Raw genomic sequence first — 16,458 nt, 5'->3', positions numbered from 1 at the left:
GCTTCATTCGCTCGCCGCCAGCGGCGGGCATGCCCAGCCCAGCAACTCCGCCAGGCGGCGGATCACCCACTCGGCCTCGGGTGCCGACACCATCGAGCCCGGTGCGCACAGCCCGGCATGAAAGCGCAGCAGCACGTCCTCGTGCGCCACCGAGCCCAGCTCGAAGAGCTTGGCATCGGCCCGGTCGACCAGCAACTGCGCCAGGTCTTCGCAGGCCTCGTAGCGCTCGCGCACCAGCGCCATCGGCGCCGTCAGGCGGCGCCGCGCGTCGCTGTAGAGCGCGTAGAAGGACGGCGGGATCTCGATCTGGTACTCGTCGGTCATTGGTGGACCCTTGGCGCTGCGCACCGTCCCTCCGAGAGGGAATTCGCCCCTTCGGGCGGCCGGGCGGCGCTCATGCCGGCGTTGTACCGCGGCGCCGTGGCGCTGCCTGATCGGCACAGCAGTGTTTGTCGCGGGTTGACGAGAATACTTTCAGATGCATTGCTTCGAATTTGGAAATGGTTCATCTCGAAGTCAAGGGTTTATCGCTTGATTCCAGCAGCCTAGATTCACTCCATCGCAGTCATCAACCAAAAGGAGCCCGCGATGAAGTCCTACCTGGTTCTCTCCGCCCTCGCCGCCTCGGCGGTCCTGCTCAGCCTGCCGGCCGAAGCCCAGACGGCCACGATGAGCAATGCCGAAAGCGAGATCTACGGTCCCTCGGTGCCGGCGAACGTGACCGCCAAGCCGGCGTCGAGCTCGGTCGGGCGAGCGGCAGTCACCGCCGAACTGGCTCGAGCCCGCAACGCAGGCGAAATGGACTTCGCCTATGCCGAGCTCAACGGCACCCTGCCGCAACGCGGCCAGGTGAGCGCGAGCGAGATGCGCATCGCGCGCCGCGACGCCAAGTGAGGTTGCGCAGAAGTTCTGACATGCCGCCTCCGTGCTGGCACGGAGGCGGCATTCAGGCTTCGAACGGTAGCCCGACGTAGTTCTCGGCGAGCGCGGTCTGCGCCGCCACCGAGCCTTCCAGATAGCTCAGCTCGGCCTCCTGGATCCGCTGGCCGAAGCCGCCCGGCTCGGGAAAGCGATGCATCAGCGAGGTGAACCACCACGAGAAGCGCTCGGCCTTCCAGACCCGGCGCAGGCAGCGCTCGCTGTAGCGGTCTATGCCCACGTCGCTGCGCTCGCGGTAATGCTCGACCAGCGCCCGGCTGAGGTAGCGCACGTCAGACGCAGCGAGGTTGAGTCCCTTGGCGCCGGTCGGCGGCACGATGTGGGCCGCGTCGCCGGCCAGGAACAGGCGGCCGAAGCGCATCGGCTCGGCCACGAAACTGCGCAACGGCGCGATGCTCTTCTCGATGCTCGGGCCGGTCTGCACCTTCGCCGCGGTCTCGGGCGGCAGCCGCCGCCGCAACTCGTCCCAGAAGGCCGCGTCGCTCCACTGCTCGACCTTTTCCTCGGCGCCCACCTGCACGTAGTAGCGGCTGCGCGTGCTCGATCGCATGCTGGCCAGCGCGAAGCCGCGCTCGCTGTTGGCGTAGATCAGCTCGTGCGAGACCGGCGCCACGTCGGCCAGGATGCCGAGCCAGCCGAAGGGATAGAGCCGTTCGAAGCTGCGCAGCCGATCGGCCTGGATGCTGGCGCGGCTGGCGCCGTGGTAGCCGTCGCAGCCGGCGATGAAGTCGCAGTGCAGTTCCTGCGCGCGGCCCTCGGCGTCGGTGAAGCGCAGGCTCGGCGCGTTGCCGTCGATGTCGTGCAGGCTCACGTTGGCGGCGCTGTAGAAGCTCGGCAGGCCGGCGGCCTGGCGCGCCTCCATCAGGTCGCGCGTGATCTCGGTCTGGCCGTAGACCATCACATGCTTGCCGTCGGTCAGGCCGGGCAGGTCGATGCGCAGGTGACGACCGAGGAAGGCGAGGTCGAAGCCCTCGTGCGGCAGGCCTTCGCGGTGCATGCGGGCGCCGACGCCGGCCTCGTCGAGCAGCTCGATCGTGGTCTGCTCGATCACGCCGGCGCGGATGCGCGCCGCCACATGCTCGGCCGCCGAGCGCTCGACGATGACGTTGTCGATGCCATGCCGGTGCAGCAGCTGGCCCAGCAGCAGGCCCGAAGGCCCGGCACCGATGATCGCAACCTGGGTACGCAGCGTGGCCATGGCGGTCGGGTCCCCCGGATCGGTCAGAGCAGCGTGCGCAACTGTTCCTGCGCGTGCAGCAGCGGCGGCAGGCATTGCTCGACCAGCTGCTCCATGCGCATGCGGCTGGCATGCACGCTGACGTTCATCGCCGCGACGACGTCGCCGCGATAGTTGCGCAGCGGCACCGCGATCGTGCGCAGCCCGAGCTCGAGCTCCTGGTCGACCATCGCATAGCCCTGCGCGCGGGTGCGCAGCAGCTCGAGCCTGAGCCGCTCGGGATTGGTGATGGTGTGCGAGGTTAGCGCCGTCAGCGGCTGGCGCGCGAGCCAGGCGTCGCGCTGGGCATCGGGCAGCGCCGCCACCAGCACCCGGCCGTTGCTGGTGCAGTAGGCCGGCACCCGGGTGCCCGGTTGCAGCGTGGCCGAGACCACCCGCCCGGCGCTGGCCGCGGCGACCGCGATCACGTCGTCGTGGTCGAGCACGCCGGCCGAACTGGCCTCCTGCAGCGCGTAGGCCAGCTTCTGCAGCTGCGGCTGCATCACGCGCGGCAGGCGCGCCGAATGCATGTAGCTCTGGCCCAGGCGCAGCACCTTCGGACTCAGGCCGTAGAGCTTGCGGTCCTGCTGCACGTAGCCGAGGTAGGCGAGCGTGATCAGGTAGCGCCGCGCCGCCGCGCGGGTCAGGCCGGTGCGCTCGGCGACCTCGGTGATCGACAGCCGTGGCCGGTCCTGGTCGAAGGCTTCGATCACCGCCAGGCCCTTCTCGAGGCCGGCGATGAGGTCGCGCTTGAGCGGGCCGTCGTTCGCCGTGGCCGACTCGGCACCGGGCTCGTCTGCGGGTTGCGGGGCTTCCAACAAGTTGCTCTCCCTGATGCGCTAATCGCGCAAGATGCGCGCTCCTCGCGCACTTCGCTGCATGCATTCTTGATGCAAGGCAGGATATCGCTTAGTTTTCGGGCGCCACAAGGGTGGCTACTAGAAGATGGCGCGCTAATCGCACAAATTGGCGTGCCAGAGCCGATCGAGGAGACCGCATGCGATTCGACCCCGTTGCCCCGGGCAGCTACCCCGAGCTGCTGCACGCCGCCTACAAGTCGACCCGGCTGCGCGGCCCGCAGGCGTTGCCGCTGCGGGTGCACGCGCCGGCCGCCGCCGAGCACGGGATGCGATTCGCGCCGACGTTGCTCGGCCCGCATGACGCCGACCTCACCGTCCACGGCCGCGGCGCACCGCTCGGCGAGAAGATCGTCGTCACCGGCCGCGTCAGCGACGAGGACGGACGGCCGGTGCGCAACTCGCTGGTCGAGGTCTGGCAGTGCAACGCCGCCGGCCGCTACTGGCACAAGAAGGACCGCCACGACGCGCCGCTCGACCCCAACTTCCACGGCCTCGGCAAGTTCTTCACCGACGCCGAGGGCCGCTACCGCTTCGTCAGCATCAAGCCCGGCCCGTACCCCTGGGGCAACCAGGACAAGGCCTGGCGCCCGGCCCACATCCACTTCAGCCTGTTCGGCAACGTGCTGGCGCAGCGCCTGGTGACCCAGATGTACTTCGCCGGCGACCCGCTGTTCGACTACGACCCGATCTATCAGAGCATTCCCGACCCGGCCGCGCGGCTGCGGCTCTCGGCCCACCTGGACATGGACGAGACGGTCGGCGCCGAGATGCTCGGCTACCGTTTCGACATCGTGCTGCGCGGGCGTGGCGCCACGCCCTTCGGCCTGTGAGGAGCACGCGATGCCTGCATTGACCCCCACCCAGACCATCGGCCCCTTCCCGCACGAGGCGTGGCAATGGGCGATCGAGGCCTCCGCCAGCGGCCCGCTGCGCATCCAGGGCCGCCTGCTGGACGGCGCCGGCCAGCCCGTGGACGACGGCTGGGTCGAGGCCTTCGTGCCCGGCGCGGCGGCGCCCGCCTTCGTGCGCTGCGCCACCGGCGCGCAGGGCGAGTTCAGCCTGGCGCTGCCGGCCACGGCGGGCGGGGCCGGCGAGCCGGCCGCGTGGATCACGGTCTTCGCGCGCGGCCTGCTGCAGCACCAGTTCAGCGCCGTCTTCCTCGGCGACGCGCCGACGCTGGCCACCGCGCCGCTGCTCGCGCAACTGCCCGAAGAACGGCGCGCCACGCTGATCGCGCGCCGCGACGGCGTCAATGGCTACCGCTGGGACATCCACCTCCAGGGCGAGCACGAGACCGTGTTCCTGGATTTCGAATGAAGGCCGCAGCGCCTTGGGGACCCGATGACCTTGCCCGCGCTTGATCGCTTCCTGAGCACGCCCGAGATCGCGGCCGCCTTTTCCGATGTCGCGCTGTTGCAGGCGATGTTCGACTTCGAGGCCGCGCTGGCGCGGGCGCAGGCGGCCGAGGGCCTGATCCCGGCCTCGGCGGCGACCGCGATCGCCGGCGTCTGCAAGGTCGAGCTCTTCGACGCCGAGGCGATCATCGGCGCCAGCGGCCGCGCCGGCAGCCTGGCGATCCCGCTGGTCGACCAGCTGCGCCGCAGCGTGGCGCTGTTCGATCCCGAGGCCGCGCGCCACGTGCACCACGGCAGCACCAGCCAGGACGCGATCGACAGCGCGCTCGCGCTGTGCACGAAGCGGGCGCTGGTGCCGGTCGGGCGCGACCTGGCCGGCCTGATCGACGCGCTGCTCGCGCTGGCCGAGACCCATGTCGATACCCCGCTGCTGGCCCGCACGCTGATGCAGCCGGCGCTGCCGACCAGCTTCGGCCTGAAATGCGCCAACTGGGCGGCGCCGCTGGTGCGCTCGCGCGCCCGGCTGCATGAGCTGGCGCGTGGCTCGCTCGCGCTGCAGCTCGGCGGCGCGGTCGGCACGCTGGCGGTGATGGGCCCGCGTGCCGGCGCGGTGGCGCAGCGCATGGCGGCCGACCTGGGCCTCGCGCTGCCGCCGGCACCCTGGCACACGCAGCGCGACGAATGGTTGCGGCTCGGCCTCGAAGTCGCGGTGCTCACGGGCAGCCTCGGCAAGATCGGCGCCGACCTCGCGCTGATGAGCCAGGCTGAGGTCGCCGAACTGGCCGAGCCGAGCGCGCCCGGTCGCGGCGGCTCGAGCGCGATGCCGCACAAGCGCAACCCGGTGGCGGCGATGACGGCGCTGGCCGCCGCGCAGCGCGCACCGGCGCGTGCCGCCGCGCTGCTCGGTGCGATGGGCCAGGCCCATGAGCGCGGCCTGGGCGACTGGCAGGCCGAGATCGCCGAATGGCCGGCGCTGTGGACCTCGGCCCATGGCGCGCTCGCCGCGCTGCTCGAGGCGATGCGCGGGCTGCAGGTCGACCCGGTGCGCATGCTGCGCAACCTGGCCGAGCACGGCCCGCTCGAGGAGCCGCCGCCGCCGGCCCACCTGCAGGCCGCCGCGACGCTGGCGCGCCGGCGCGTGGCCGAGCTGCGCGCGCAGAATTCGGCCATCGACCTCTCGCTGGCTGCAACGAACGAATCATGAGCTTCGATCCCTTCGACCACGACATCGAGCGCGGCATGCGCAACCGCCGCGCGATCCTCGGCGACGCCTGGGTCGACAAGTCGGTCAGCAACGCCAACGCCTTCAACGCCGACTTCCAGAACTTCATCACCCGCTACGCCTGGCACGAGATCTGGGGCCGGCCGGGGCTGGAGCTGCGCACCCGGCGCGTGATCGTGCTGGCGATCACCGCCGCGCTCTCGCGCTGGGAGGAGTTCGAGCTGCACACCCGCGCGGCGCTCACGGGCGGTGGACCGGGCGGCGATCCCGCGTCGCGCCTCACTCCAGAAGAAGTGCGCGAGGTGCTGATGCAGACCGCGATCTACGCCGGCGTGCCGGCCGCCAACACCGCGATGAGCATCACCAACAAGCTGCTGCGCGAGCTCGGCATCGAGCTGCCGCCGGCCGACGCCGCGCAGGCGGCGCATCCGGGCAGCGGCAGCAGCCATCGCACGACGAGCCGGCCGCACCTGCACTACACGCTGCGCGAGCCGGGCGCGCTGAGCGAAGCCGAGGGCGCGGGTCGCCACACTTTCGTGCTCAGCCACGCGCTCGGTTGTGACGTGAGCATGTGGGACCGGCTCGCCAACTCGCTGGTGGCGCAGGGCCATCGCGTGATCTGCTACGACCACCGCGGCCACGGCGGCTCCGAGTCGCCGCCCGGGCCCTACACGGTCGAGCAGCTGGCGGCCGATGCCGCGCGCCTGATCGAGGAACTGCAGGCAAGCACCGGCTGCGGCCAGGTGGTCTGGGTCGGCCTGTCGATGGGCGGCATGGTCGGCCAGGCGCTGGCGCTGGCCCGCCCCGAACTGCTCAAGGCGCTGGTGATCGCCAACAGCAGCTCCGCCTACGACGCCGCCGGGCGCGAGGCCTGGCAGCAGCGCATCGACCTGATCCGGGCCCAGGGCCTGGAGGCGATCGCCGACGGCGCGATGCAGCGCTGGTTCGGCGAGGAATTCCGCCGCAGCCAGCCGGCCACCGTGGCGCGCTGGCGCCGGCGCGTGGTCAGCAACGAACCCGAGGGCTACATCGCCACCTGCGAGGCGCTGCGCCTGCTGGACCTGACCGGGCGCCTTGGCGCGATCCGGCTGCCGACGCTGGTGATCGCCGGCGAGATCGATCCCGGCACCCCGGTGGCGATGAGCAAGACGATCGTCCAGCACATCGCCGGCAGCTCACTGGTGGTGCTGCCGGGCCTCTCGCACCTCTCGGTGCTCGAGGACCCGGTTGCCTTCGAGGCCGCCCTGCGGCCGTTCGTCGAACGGCTGTGATGGCCGCGCTAGCCGAGCTTGCCGATGATGGCCTTCATCTCGCCGGCCGTGTAGGCGCGCAGCGTCTCGGTGCGCACATTGCCGGCCATGCCCAGCGTCAGCAGCAAGGTGGTCACGGCCTCGTCGCTGCCCTCGACCGTGGTCACCAAGTCGTAGTGGCCCACCGTCCAGAGAATGCTCTTGATCGTCACGCCCATCTTGGTGGCGACCGCGGTGAAGGCCTCGGCGCGGTCCGGCGACTGCTTCACGCTCTTGATACCTTGTTCGGTGAAGTTCATCAGAACGACGAAAGTAGCCATGAATTGCTCCTCGGGCGGTCGACAAGCCGGTGCTGCGAGTGGAAGGCACCGCCGGCCTTCCAGACCCGGCAGGGTTCGGGCCAAATCGGGCTGAACCGGGGTCGTCCAGATCAATCTAGGCGGCCGACGAGGTCGCTGCCATCAGGAGAGTGAATGTCCCAATCGCTGCTCACGCTGTTTCCGCAGGTCGCGCCAGTTGTATGGTGGCTGCTCGCGGCGACGCTGGTGCTGATCGGCCTGGTCGGCACAGTGCTGCCGCTGCTGCCCGGCACCGCCTTCGTGCTGGCCGGCCTGGTGCTCGCGGCGTGGATCGACGGCTTTGCACGCGTCGGGCCGCTGGCGATCACGCTGATCGCAATCTTCGCGCTGCTGGCCTGGGTCACCGACTACGTGGCCGCGATCATGGGCGCGCGCCAGGTCGGCGCCAGCCGCGAGGCACTGGTCGGCGCCGCGATCGGCACCCTGCTCGGCATCTTCACCGGCTTCGTCGGCCTGCTGTTCATGCCCTTCGTCGGCGCGGTGGCGGGCGAGTGGTACGCCCAGCACCGCAAGGGCGCGGCCGCCTCACCGAACGCCGAGCAGCAGGCGGTCAAGGTCGGCATCGCCACCTGGCTCGGCCTGCTGGCCGGCATCGTCGTCAAGCTGATGCTGGTGCTGGCGATGATTCTCACCTTCGTGCTGGCGTGGATCGCGAGCTAGGAGCCAACCGATGATCGACAAGATCGCCCCAACGGTCGCCGCCGCGCTGGCCGGCGTGCAGGACGGTGCCACCGTGCTGATCGGCGGCTTCGGCACCGCCGGCATCCCCGAGAGCCTGATCGACGGCCTGATCGAGCAGGGCGCGCGCGAGCTCACCGTCGTCAACAACAACGCCGGCAACGGCGAGACCGGCCTGGCCGCGCTGCTCAAGGCCGGCCGGGTGCGCAAGATCATCTGCAGCTTCCCGCGCCAGGTCGACTCGCAGGTCTTCGACGGCCTCTACCGCGCCGGCAAGCTCGAGCTCGAACTGGTGCCGCAGGGCAACCTCGCCGAGCGCATCCGCGCCGCCGGCGCCGGCATCGGCGCCTTCTTCACGCCCACCGGCTACGGCACCGAACTCGCCAGGGGCAAGGAGACGCGCGAGATCGACGGCCGCATGTACGTGCTCGAGCATCCGATCCACGCCGACCTGGCGCTGATCAAGGCCGAGCGCGCCGACCGCTGGGGCAACCTCACCTACCGCATGACCGCGCGCAACTTCGGCCCGATCATGGCCAGCGCCGCGCGGCGCACCGTGGTCGAGGTGCCCGAGATCGTGCCGCTCGGCGCGCTCGACCCCGAGGCGATCGTCACGCCCGGCGTCTTCGTGCACGCGGTGGTGCAGGTCGAGCGCCGCATCACCCAGGCCGGAGGTGCAGCATGAATCGCTGGACGCGTGAGCAGATGGCGCGGCGCGTGGCGCGCGACATCGAGGACGGCATGGTCGTCAACCTCGGCATCGGCCTGCCGACGCTGGTGGCCAACCACCTGCCGGCCGACCGGGAAGTGATCCTGCACAGCGAAAACGGCGTGCTCGGCATGGGCCCGGCACCGGCCGCGGGCGCCGAGGACTACGACCTCATCAACGCCGGCAAGCAACCGGTGACGCTGCTGCCCGGCGGCAGTTTCTTCCACCACGCCGACAGCTTCGCGATGATGCGCGGCGGCCATCTCGACGTCTGCGTGCTCGGTGCCTTCCAGGTCGCGGCCAACGGCGACCTCGCCAACTGGCACACCGGCGCGCCCGATGCGATCCCCGCCGTCGGCGGCGCGATGGACCTCGCCATCGGCGCCAAGCGCACCTGGATCATGATGGACCACCTCACCAAGGGCGGCGTCGACGCCAGCGCCTCGAAGCTGGTGCCGGCCTGCAGCTACCCGCTCACCGGCGTCGGCTGCGTCAGCCGTGTCTACACCGACCTTGCGGTGATCGACCTCGACCCCGCCGGCTCGCGTGTGATCGACATCGTCGAAGGCCTGGGTTTCGAGGCGCTGCAGCAGGTCACCGCGATCCCGCTGGTCGACGCGCGCACGACGCCTCTGGGCTTGTGATCGAGCGGGTCCGACCCCATCTGCGAGCCCTGTTCAATCGATGCCGACGACACCATGAGCGCAGCCACCCAGCAGCATGAATTCGACCTGCCCGACCTGAGCTGCGGGCATTGCGTGAAGAGCGTGACCGCCGTGGCGCAGGCGCTCGACGCGCAGGCCCAAGTCGAGGCCGACCTCGCGCGCAAGCACGTGAGCATCCGCAGCGCGCAGCCGCGCGCGGTGCTGGCCGCGGCGCTCACCGAGGCGGGCTACCCACCCGCCGCGTGAGCGGTAGCTGGCGGACGTCGAGCGCGAGCTGAGCCGCTGGCTGAGCAAACGCGCGCTGACTGAGCCTCAGCCGCGGCGGGCGGCCTCGATCGCCGCGATGTCGATCTTTCCCATTTCCATCATCGCCTCGAAAGCGCGCTTGGCAGCGGCGCGATCGGGATCGGTGATCGCGGCAGTGAGGGCGCGTGGCGTGATCTGCCACGACAGGCCCCACTTGTCCCGGCACCAGCCGCAGGCGCTTTCCTGGCCGCCGTTGCCCACGATCGCCTTCCACAGGCGGTCGGTTTCGGCCTGGTCGTCGGTCGCGACCTGGAACGAAAAGGCCTCGCTGTGCTTGAACGCCGGGCCACCGTTCAGGCCCAGACAAGGGATGCCGAGCACGGTGAACTCGACCGTCAACACGTCGCCCTGCTTGCCCGATGGATAGTCGCCGGGCGCGCGGAGGACCGCTCCCACCGCGCTGTCCGGGAAGGTCTTGGCGTAGAACTGCGCGGCCTCCAGGGCGGTGCCGTCGTACCAGAGACAGATCGTGTTCTTGGGGACCATGTTCGTTCTCCAGCTCGTGACCGGGACGTGCATCCTAAGCGCGCGGGCTCCCGCGCGGGCCGAGCCCTCGGTTGACGTCAATCAATGTGGGGCATGCGATGCGGCGGCACGATCGGCCCGCATTCAGTCGATTGGCGACTGTGGAGATCCTCATGGACGATCTGATGAAGCAGAAGATCCTGTCTCTGCTCGAGGCTCACAGGATCATGACGATTGCGACCCTGCGGCCGGACGGCTGGCCGCAGGCAACGACGGTTGGCTACGTGAACGAGGGCCTCACGCTCTGGTTCCTCTGCGGCCTGGACAGCCAGAAGGCCAGGAACCTCGCGCACGACAATCGCGTGTCGATCACGATCGACCATGACACGCCGGACCTCATGTCGATCACCGGCCTGTCGATGGCGGCGCGAGCCCACCGCGTGAGCGACCGTGCCGAGGCGCAGAAGGTGATCGGGATGCTGCCGCTGAAGTACCCCGACGCTTCGCCCCTGACCGCTCAGATGAAGATGCCTGAGCCGGAGGAGGTCGCGCTCTTTCGCGTCGTTCCGGAAATCGTCTCCGTGCTCGACTACACGAAGGGATTCGGGCACACCGACCTCGTGAGCTGCCAAGGCGGCGGCGCGCACTGAGCGAAGCGCCCGCTTCAGCGCTTGCAGGACGCCAGCGCCGTGTCGTCCGGCCCGACCCGGGTCAGCAGCGCCGCGAAGCGCGCCCTGCGGACGAGCGTGCCTTCGACGCGCAGTTGGCTGCTTTGACTGGCCAGTCAGCGACGGGCTGATGAAGGGCATCACTTCCGGGTTCGTCCTTTCGCACCACAGCCGCAAGCCACGACCTCTGCGCGCCACGCATTAACCTGCGTCCATGGACTCACTCATCGCCGCGGCCGGGCGCGCGCTGGCCGCGGGCGACGCGCTGAGCGCGCTCAAGCGCGTGGCGCTGCGCAACGACCCACCGGCCCTGGCCTTGCGCGGCATCGCGATGGCGCAGCTCGGCGAGCTCGCCCGCGCGCGGGAGCTCTTGCGGCGTGCGGCGCGCGGCTTCGGCAGCCACGAGGCGCTGGCGCGCGCGCGCTGCGTGGTCGCCGAGGCGGAGGTGGCGCTCGCGATGCGCGACCTGGGCGGTGCGCCCCGTACGCTGGCCGCCGCGGCGGCCGCGCTCGACGCGCGCGCCGACAGCGTCAATGCCACGCACGCCCGCCTGATCGCGGTGCGCCGGCTGCTGCTGCTCGGGCGCATCGACGAGGCTGCCGCTGCGCTCGCCGGCCTCGATACACGCCGCCTCGCCTCGCCGTCGCTGACCGCGGTGGCCGAACTGGCCGCGGCCGAGATCGCGTTGCGCAAGCTGTGCACGGGGCCGGCCAATGCGGCGCTGCTGCGCGCACAGGCGGCGGCCGAACGCGCCCGCGTGCCGGCGCTGATGGCCGAGGTGGCCGAGATGCAGTCCGTGCTCGATCGCCCCGCCGCGCGGCGCTGGCAGGCGGGCGACGAAGCGCCGCTGCGCCTGGCCGAAGTCGAAGCGCTGTTCGCCTCGGGTGCGCTGGTGGTCGACGCCTGCCGGCGCGGCCTGCGCAGCGGCGGTGCCTGGTGGTCGCTGGCGCGCCGGCCGGTGCTCTTCTCGCTGGCGCGTGCGCTCGCCGAGGGTTGGCCCGGCGATGTCGATCGTGACGCGCTGATCGCGCGCGCGTTCCGCACTCAGCGGCCCGACGAGACGCACCGCGCTCGACTGCGCGTGGAGATCGGCCGCCTGCGCGCGCTCATTGCGCCGCAAGCGCGCATCGAGGCCACCGAGCGCGGGTACGCGCTCGTCCCGTTGGGCAGGAGCGGCTGCGCGCCTGTGCCAGGTGGCGAGCGGGGCGTTGTCGTGCTCGTGCCGCCGATCGAGGGCGAGGAGGCATCGCTGCAGGCCTTGCTGGCCGACGGCGCGGCGTGGTCCACCTCGGCGCTCGCGCTCGCGCTGGGCGAGAGCCAGCGCACGGTGCAGCGTGCGCTCGCGGATCTGGAGGCCGCGGGCAAGGTGCGCGCCATCGGCCGCGCGCGCTCGCAGCGCTGGCTCAGCGTCCCGCTCGCTGGATTCACGACGATCTTGTTACTCCCGCCTTCGCTGCCGCTTGCCTAGAGTGACCTCACGGCGCCAATGCTGGCGCCGCAACGCCAACACCCGGAGTTCAGCATGATGGATATCGTTCACAGGATCGGCATCAAGGCACCGACATCGAATGTCTACACGGCGCTCGCGACCATCGACGGGCTGGCGGGCTGGTGGACCCGCGATACGACCGGCACCTCGAAGCCCGGCGGCCATGTCGACTTTCGCTTCCACACCGCCGCCGGCGACGAGATCGGCGGCTTCGGCATGGACGTGCTCGAACTGACGCCGGACCAGAGGGTGCACTGGCGCGTGTTGGACGGACCGGCGGAGTGGGTCGGCACCGACATCGAGTTCCTGCTGTCGCAACAGGACGGCTTCACGATCGTGACGTTCGGTCACCGCAACTGGCGCGACAAGGGTGAGTTCATGGCCCACTGCAGCACGAAGTGGGCGACTTTCCTGCTGAGCCTGCGCGACCTCGTCGAGACCGGCCAGGGCCAACCGTCGCCCGATGACCTGAAGATCAGCAACTGGCATTAGGCTGCAGCGTGAACACGAAGCACCCCGCCCCTGCGCAGGCTGCTCTCGCCGAAGTCGTCCGCGAGTACGGCCCCTTTGCCGGCGCCGATCACATCCATGGTGTTACGCACGACGGCGAGCGCTTCTGGGCCGCCACGGGCGCGAAGCTGCTCGCGATCGATCCCGCAAGCGGCACCATCGCGCGCACGCTGGAGGTGGCCTGTGACGCGGGCAGCGCGTTCGACGGAACGCATCTGTACCAGATCGCCGAAGCACGGATCGACAAGATCGACCCCGCCAGCGGCCGGGTCGTCGCATCGATCCCTGCGCCCGGCCACGGTCGCGACTCGGGGCTTGCGTGGGCCGAAGGCAGCCTGTGGGTAGGGCAGTATCGCGACCGCAGGATTCACCGCATCGACCCTGCCACGGGCGCGATCCTGCGAAGCATCGAGTCCAACCGTTTCGTCACCGGCGTGACCTGGGTCGATGGCGAGCTCTGGCACGGCACCTGGGACGGCGACGAGAGCGAGATCCGTCGCGTCGACCCCGACAGCGGCGCCGTGCTCGAGCGACTCGAGATGCCGCCCGGCACCGGCGTCAGCGGCATGGAGTCCGACGGCGCCGAGCTCTTCTATTGCGGCGGCGGGCCGAGTGGCACGGTGCGCGCGGTGCGGCGTCCGGGGAAGGGGCCGTGACCGCCTCAGCGCTTGTAGGACGCCAGCGCCGTGTCGTCCAACCCGACCCGGGTCAGCAGCGCCGCGAAGCGCGCGTCCTCGTGCAGCACCTTCAGGCGCGGGTCGTTGCGCAGGAAGATCAGGCAGTTCGAGCGCTTGGCCACGGCCTCGTTCAGCAGATCGAGCGCGCGCTCGCGATCGCCCAAGCTCAGCCACGCGGCAGCCGACTCGTAGGGGCAGGTGTAGATGCCGGCGCCGCCTTTCACTGACCCATTTCTATCGGTCTTGCAGGGTGGCGGGACCTCGGCGACGTTGCGGGCGTGATCGCGCGGCTGCTTGCAACCCGCAGCTGCCGGTGGGGCTGTCGAAATGCTTGGCGGTAAAGCTGACATAGATGACCGCCTCCTGGACCCAGTCGGGTTGGCGGCTGCTATGCGGTTCCGAGTCGGCATGGCTTGGACTCGCCCCTGAGGCCGCCATTGATTATGACGGTCGTCATATTGCGTGCTAGAGTTCAGCATGAACAGCCCGCCCAGCCGCAAGGAACTCAGCCATGAGCGCATCGTCGCAACCGCCGCGCGTGCGATCCGCCGAGGCGGATTCCAGGGCGTGGGCGTTGCCGACATCATGAAAGAAGCCGGGCTGACCCACGGCGGCTTCTACGCCCACTTCAGCTCACGCAATGCCTTGCTGGCCGAAGCACTCGAGCGTGCCGGCCACGACAGTGCGGCCCGCGTCATTCAGGCCACGGCCACACGCCAGGCGCGCGGCGCCAGTGCCTTGCGTGCCCTGGTGGAAGGCTACCTGTCCGATCGCCACCTCGGCGACATCGAGACCGGTTGCCCGGTGGCGGCGCTGGCTTCGGAGATGCCACGCCAGTCCCCCGAGGTGCGCGAGGCCGCTGCGCAACGGGTGCGTGGCCTGGTCGCCGCGGTGCGCCGCGCGCTGCCGAAAGACGCACCGGCCGACAGCGGGCCTGCGATCGCCAGCCAGCTGGTTGGTGCGCTGCAACTGGCCCGTGCTCTTGGCGACAACGCCGAAGGCCAGGCGCTGCTGAAGGCATCGCGCCGGGCGCTGCTGGCGCAGTACGACCGCGAATCGTCCGACTGAACGACGACCGCTTGCCGCGTCGTTGTGAGCTCGTACAAAAATATGACGACCATCATGGGTCAGCCTTCCTCCCACCCCTCACGACTGACGAGGCCCTGAACCATGAAGCTTCACAACGCCACCGGCCTCGGCCTGGCCTTCGCCCGCGAAGCGCTCGGCCGCGGCGCGCGCAAGGTCTACGCAGGCGTGCGCGACCCCTCGAAGCTCAGGCTGGCCGGGGTCGAGGCCATCCGGCTCGACGTCACCCGCCCCGAGGGTGTTGCCGCAGCGGCCAGCCGCTGCACCGACGTAGCGCTGCTGATCAACAACGCCGGCATCGCCACCGTCGGGGGTTTCCTGTCCGCCGACAGCATCCAGTCTGCGCGCGCGCAGCTGGGGACCAACTTCTTCGGTCCGCTGCGCCTGAGCCAGGCCCTTGCACCGGTGCTGGGCGCCAACGGCGGCGGTGCGATCCTGAACGTGCTGTCGGCGGCAAGCTGGATCAACTCTCCCTTGCTGGCGATGTATGGCGCCAGCAAGTCGGCGGCCTGGGCGCTGACCAACGGCCTGCGCCACGAGCTGCGCGCGCACGGCAGCAGCCGCTGGCTGAGGCCCGCATGAGTGCCCTGATCACACCCGTCGGCGCAAGCGCCGCTACGCCTGCCGCGTCGCGCACGCAGCAGATGCTGCACGGCCCGCTGTTGCCGACGCTGCTGCGCCTGGCCACACCCAATGTCGTGGGCCTGTTCGCGATGACGGTCGTCATCGGCTACGACGGCTACATCCTCGGCCAGCTGGGCGCCGACGCGCTGGCCGGCATCGCGCTGGTCTTTCCGCTGTCGATGCTGATGATGCAGATGTCGGGCGGCGGTATCGGCGGTGCCGTCACCGCCGCCGTCGCACGCGCGCTTGGCGCGGGGCGTGACGACGACGCCGGCCGCCTGGCGCAACAGTCGCTGTTCATCGCCTGCGTGCTGGCGGCAGCGTTCACGCTCGTGCTGCTCGGCTTCGGCCGCGGCGTGTACGCGGCCATGGGCGGTCGCGGCGCGGCGCTCGACGCGGCGCTGGCCTATTCCAACGTGCTGTTCGGCGGCGCCATCGTGATCTGGGCCACCAACGTGCTCGGCGCCGTCGTGCGCGGCGCGGGCAACATGATTCTGCCGGCGCTGATGCTGGTGCTGACGGCCCTGATCCATCTGGCGCTCAGTCCGGCGCTGGTGTTCGGTTGGGGTCCGATACCCGGCCTGGGCGTGCCCGGCGCCGCCGTCAGCCTGCTCGTCGCCAACGGCGCCGCCGCGGTGGTGCTGACCGCGCACCTGCTGCGCCGTGACGCGGCGGCGCCGCTGAACCGATCCCCCTGGCGGCTGCACACGGCGCTGGTGCGCGACATCCTGCGCGTGGGCGTGCCCGCATCGATGAGCCCGATCGTCAGCAATGCGTCGATCGCGGTGACCACCGCCTTCGTCGGCAGCTTCGGCACCGCCGCGCTGGCCGGCTATGGCGTGGCGGCGCGGCTGGAATACATCCTGGTGCCCATCGCCTTCGGCTTCGGCACGGCGCTGACGGCGATGGTCGCGACCAACATGGGCGCGGGCAACCCGGCGCGCGCGCTGCGCGTTGCCTGGCTGGGCGCGGCGATCGTCGCCGCCATCACCGGCAGCATCGGCCTCGCCACGGCGATTGCCCCGGCGCTGTGGATGAACCTGTTCACGCAAGATGCGGCGGTACGCGAGTTCGGCGCTTCGTACCTGCGCATCGTCGGTGCCTTCTACGGTCTGTATGGCCTTGGACTGGCACTGTTCTTTGCCTCCCAGGGCGCCGGGCGCATGTTCTGGCCGCTGGTCGGCAGCGTTGCCAGGCTGGCAATCGTGGCACTGGGCGGATGGCTCTGCGTGCACGTGCTGCAGACCTCGGCGAGCGGCTTGTTCATCGTGGTCGCGATCAGCCTGGCTGTCTATGGCTTGATCATCGCCGGCGCGATCAAGTTCGGCAGCTGGACGCGATAGATGCACGCCGGGCGAAGGATCATTTCGAGGGGACGAG

Annotated in this window: 21 protein-coding genes and 1 pseudogene; 16 read left to right on the top strand and 6 right to left on the bottom strand. The window is 70.4% G+C overall.

Going from position 1 to position 16,458, the window contains the following annotated elements; all coding sequences use genetic code 11:
- Window positions 1-3: 3 nt before the first annotated feature.
- Window positions 4-324, bottom strand: a complete 321-nt coding sequence (locus EV670_RS07220; protein WP_130431167.1) for a hypothetical protein — start codon at window positions 322-324, stop codon at window positions 4-6.
- Window positions 325-588: 264 nt separating this feature from the next.
- On the opposite strand from EV670_RS07220, the gene EV670_RS07215 reads away from it, so the two are divergent.
- A complete protein-coding gene (locus EV670_RS07215) occupies window positions 589-894 on the top strand; it encodes a hypothetical protein (protein WP_130431166.1) in 306 nt (101 codons plus the stop codon).
- Between the two features lie 52 nt (window positions 895-946).
- On the opposite strand, the gene pobA is transcribed toward EV670_RS07215, so the two are convergent.
- A complete protein-coding gene (pobA, locus tag EV670_RS07210) occupies window positions 947-2,128 on the bottom strand; it encodes a 4-hydroxybenzoate 3-monooxygenase (protein ID WP_130431687.1) in 1,182 nt (393 codons plus the stop codon).
- Between the two features lie 32 nt (window positions 2,129-2,160).
- Window positions 2,161-2,973, bottom strand: coding sequence for an IclR family transcriptional regulator domain-containing protein (locus tag EV670_RS07205; protein ID WP_130431165.1), 813 nt, complete (start codon window positions 2,971-2,973; stop codon window positions 2,161-2,163).
- Between the two features lie 179 nt (window positions 2,974-3,152).
- Here EV670_RS07205 and pcaH point away from each other — a divergent pair, with 179 nt between their 5' ends.
- The 4 genes from pcaH to pcaCD are packed head-to-tail and all read left to right on the top strand — an operon-like array spanning window position 3,153 to window position 6,863.
- Window positions 3,153-3,845 carry a protocatechuate 3,4-dioxygenase subunit beta gene (pcaH, locus tag EV670_RS07200; RefSeq protein WP_130431164.1) on the top strand — a complete coding sequence of 231 codons (693 nt, stop codon included), beginning with the start codon at window positions 3,153-3,155 and terminating at the stop codon, window positions 3,843-3,845.
- A 10-nt stretch (window positions 3,846-3,855) separates the two neighbouring features.
- Window positions 3,856-4,332, top strand: coding sequence for a peptidase associated/transthyretin-like domain-containing protein (locus EV670_RS07195; protein ID WP_130431163.1), 477 nt, complete (start codon window positions 3,856-3,858; stop codon window positions 4,330-4,332).
- Window positions 4,333-4,356: 24 nt separating this feature from the next.
- On the top strand, window positions 4,357-5,574 hold the full coding sequence (pcaB, locus tag EV670_RS07190) for a 3-carboxy-cis,cis-muconate cycloisomerase (RefSeq protein ID WP_207225021.1): 1,218 nt from the start codon (window positions 4,357-4,359) through the stop codon (window positions 5,572-5,574).
- Window positions 5,571-6,863 (top strand): bifunctional 4-carboxymuconolactone decarboxylase/3-oxoadipate enol-lactonase PcaCD, encoded by a 1,293-nt coding sequence (gene pcaCD, locus EV670_RS07185; RefSeq protein WP_130431161.1) that lies wholly within the window; start codon window positions 5,571-5,573, stop codon window positions 6,861-6,863. The genes pcaB and pcaCD overlap by 4 nt, the downstream gene beginning before the upstream one ends.
- Window positions 6,864-6,871: 8 nt before the next feature.
- Here the strand turns inward: pcaCD and EV670_RS07180 are convergent, their stop codons facing one another.
- Complete coding sequence (locus EV670_RS07180; RefSeq protein WP_130431160.1) at window positions 6,872-7,162, bottom strand: GYD domain-containing protein; 291 nt, start codon at window positions 7,160-7,162, stop codon at window positions 6,872-6,874.
- Window positions 7,163-7,315: 153 nt separating this feature from the next.
- Between EV670_RS07180 and EV670_RS07175 the strand changes: the two genes are divergently transcribed.
- The 4 genes from EV670_RS07175 to EV670_RS07160 are packed head-to-tail and all read left to right on the top strand — an operon-like array spanning window position 7,316 to window position 9,499.
- Entirely contained in the window at window positions 7,316-7,861 is a 546-nt protein-coding gene (locus EV670_RS07175; protein WP_130431159.1) for a DUF456 domain-containing protein, read from the top strand.
- Between the two features lie 10 nt (window positions 7,862-7,871).
- A complete protein-coding gene (locus EV670_RS07170; protein ID WP_130431158.1) occupies window positions 7,872-8,564 on the top strand; it encodes a 3-oxoacid CoA-transferase subunit A in 693 nt (230 codons plus the stop codon).
- Window positions 8,561-9,232, top strand: a complete 672-nt coding sequence (locus tag EV670_RS07165) for a 3-oxoacid CoA-transferase subunit B (RefSeq protein ID WP_130431157.1) — start codon at window positions 8,561-8,563, stop codon at window positions 9,230-9,232. The genes EV670_RS07170 and EV670_RS07165 overlap by 4 nt, the downstream gene beginning before the upstream one ends.
- Window positions 9,233-9,286: 54 nt before the next feature.
- The gene (locus EV670_RS07160; protein ID WP_130431156.1) at window positions 9,287-9,499 is read left to right on the top strand and encodes a heavy-metal-associated domain-containing protein; all 213 of its coding nucleotides are present in this window, start codon (window positions 9,287-9,289) and stop codon (window positions 9,497-9,499) included.
- Window positions 9,500-9,565: 66 nt separating this feature from the next.
- Here the strand turns inward: EV670_RS07160 and EV670_RS07155 are convergent, their stop codons facing one another.
- Complete coding sequence (locus EV670_RS07155; protein ID WP_130431155.1) at window positions 9,566-10,045, bottom strand: VOC family protein; 480 nt, start codon at window positions 10,043-10,045, stop codon at window positions 9,566-9,568.
- A gap of 152 nt (window positions 10,046-10,197) precedes the next feature.
- On the opposite strand from EV670_RS07155, the gene EV670_RS07150 reads away from it, so the two are divergent.
- The 4 genes from EV670_RS07150 to EV670_RS07135 all read left to right on the top strand — a co-directional run bounded on the left by EV670_RS07150 (window position 10,198) and on the right by EV670_RS07135 (window position 13,347).
- The gene (locus tag EV670_RS07150; protein ID WP_130431154.1) at window positions 10,198-10,674 is read left to right on the top strand and encodes a pyridoxamine 5'-phosphate oxidase family protein; all 477 of its coding nucleotides are present in this window, start codon (window positions 10,198-10,200) and stop codon (window positions 10,672-10,674) included.
- A 232-nt stretch (window positions 10,675-10,906) separates the two neighbouring features.
- Window positions 10,907-12,160 carry a helix-turn-helix domain-containing protein gene (locus EV670_RS07145; RefSeq protein ID WP_130431153.1) on the top strand — a complete coding sequence of 418 codons (1,254 nt, stop codon included), beginning with the start codon at window positions 10,907-10,909 and terminating at the stop codon, window positions 12,158-12,160.
- A gap of 54 nt (window positions 12,161-12,214) precedes the next feature.
- Window positions 12,215-12,673 (top strand): SRPBCC family protein, encoded by a 459-nt coding sequence (locus EV670_RS07140; RefSeq protein WP_130431152.1) that lies wholly within the window; start codon window positions 12,215-12,217, stop codon window positions 12,671-12,673.
- A gap of 8 nt (window positions 12,674-12,681) precedes the next feature.
- On the top strand, window positions 12,682-13,347 hold the full coding sequence (locus EV670_RS07135) for a Vgb family protein (protein WP_130431151.1): 666 nt from the start codon (window positions 12,682-12,684) through the stop codon (window positions 13,345-13,347).
- Window positions 13,348-13,352: 5 nt separating this feature from the next.
- On the opposite strand, the gene EV670_RS07130 is transcribed toward EV670_RS07135, so the two are convergent.
- Window positions 13,353-13,592 carry a TPR end-of-group domain-containing protein gene (locus EV670_RS07130; RefSeq protein ID WP_130431150.1) on the bottom strand — a complete coding sequence of 80 codons (240 nt, stop codon included), beginning with the start codon at window positions 13,590-13,592 and terminating at the stop codon, window positions 13,353-13,355.
- A 253-nt stretch (window positions 13,593-13,845) separates the two neighbouring features.
- On the opposite strand from EV670_RS07130, the gene EV670_RS07125 reads away from it, so the two are divergent.
- The 3 genes and pseudogenes from EV670_RS07125 to EV670_RS07115 all read left to right on the top strand — a co-directional run bounded on the left by EV670_RS07125 (window position 13,846) and on the right by EV670_RS07115 (window position 16,421).
- Window positions 13,846-14,436: a TetR/AcrR family transcriptional regulator gene (locus tag EV670_RS07125; protein ID WP_130431149.1), complete on the top strand. Its 591-nt coding sequence runs from the start codon at window positions 13,846-13,848 to the stop codon at window positions 14,434-14,436.
- Window positions 14,437-14,538: 102 nt separating this feature from the next.
- A pseudogene (locus EV670_RS07120) lies at window positions 14,539-15,003 on the top strand (SDR family NAD(P)-dependent oxidoreductase); the annotation flags it as partial.
- Window positions 15,004-15,032: 29 nt separating this feature from the next.
- A complete protein-coding gene (locus EV670_RS07115; protein WP_130431147.1) occupies window positions 15,033-16,421 on the top strand; it encodes an MATE family efflux transporter in 1,389 nt (462 codons plus the stop codon).
- Window positions 16,422-16,458: the final 37 nt, after the last annotated feature.

Source organism: Rivibacter subsaxonicus, from assembly GCF_004217215.1.
Classification (GTDB): domain Bacteria; phylum Pseudomonadota; class Gammaproteobacteria; order Burkholderiales; family Burkholderiaceae_C; genus Rivibacter; species Rivibacter subsaxonicus.
The sequence above is the reverse complement of the archived record's forward strand: the minus strand, read 5'-3'. Positions and strand labels throughout refer to the sequence as shown.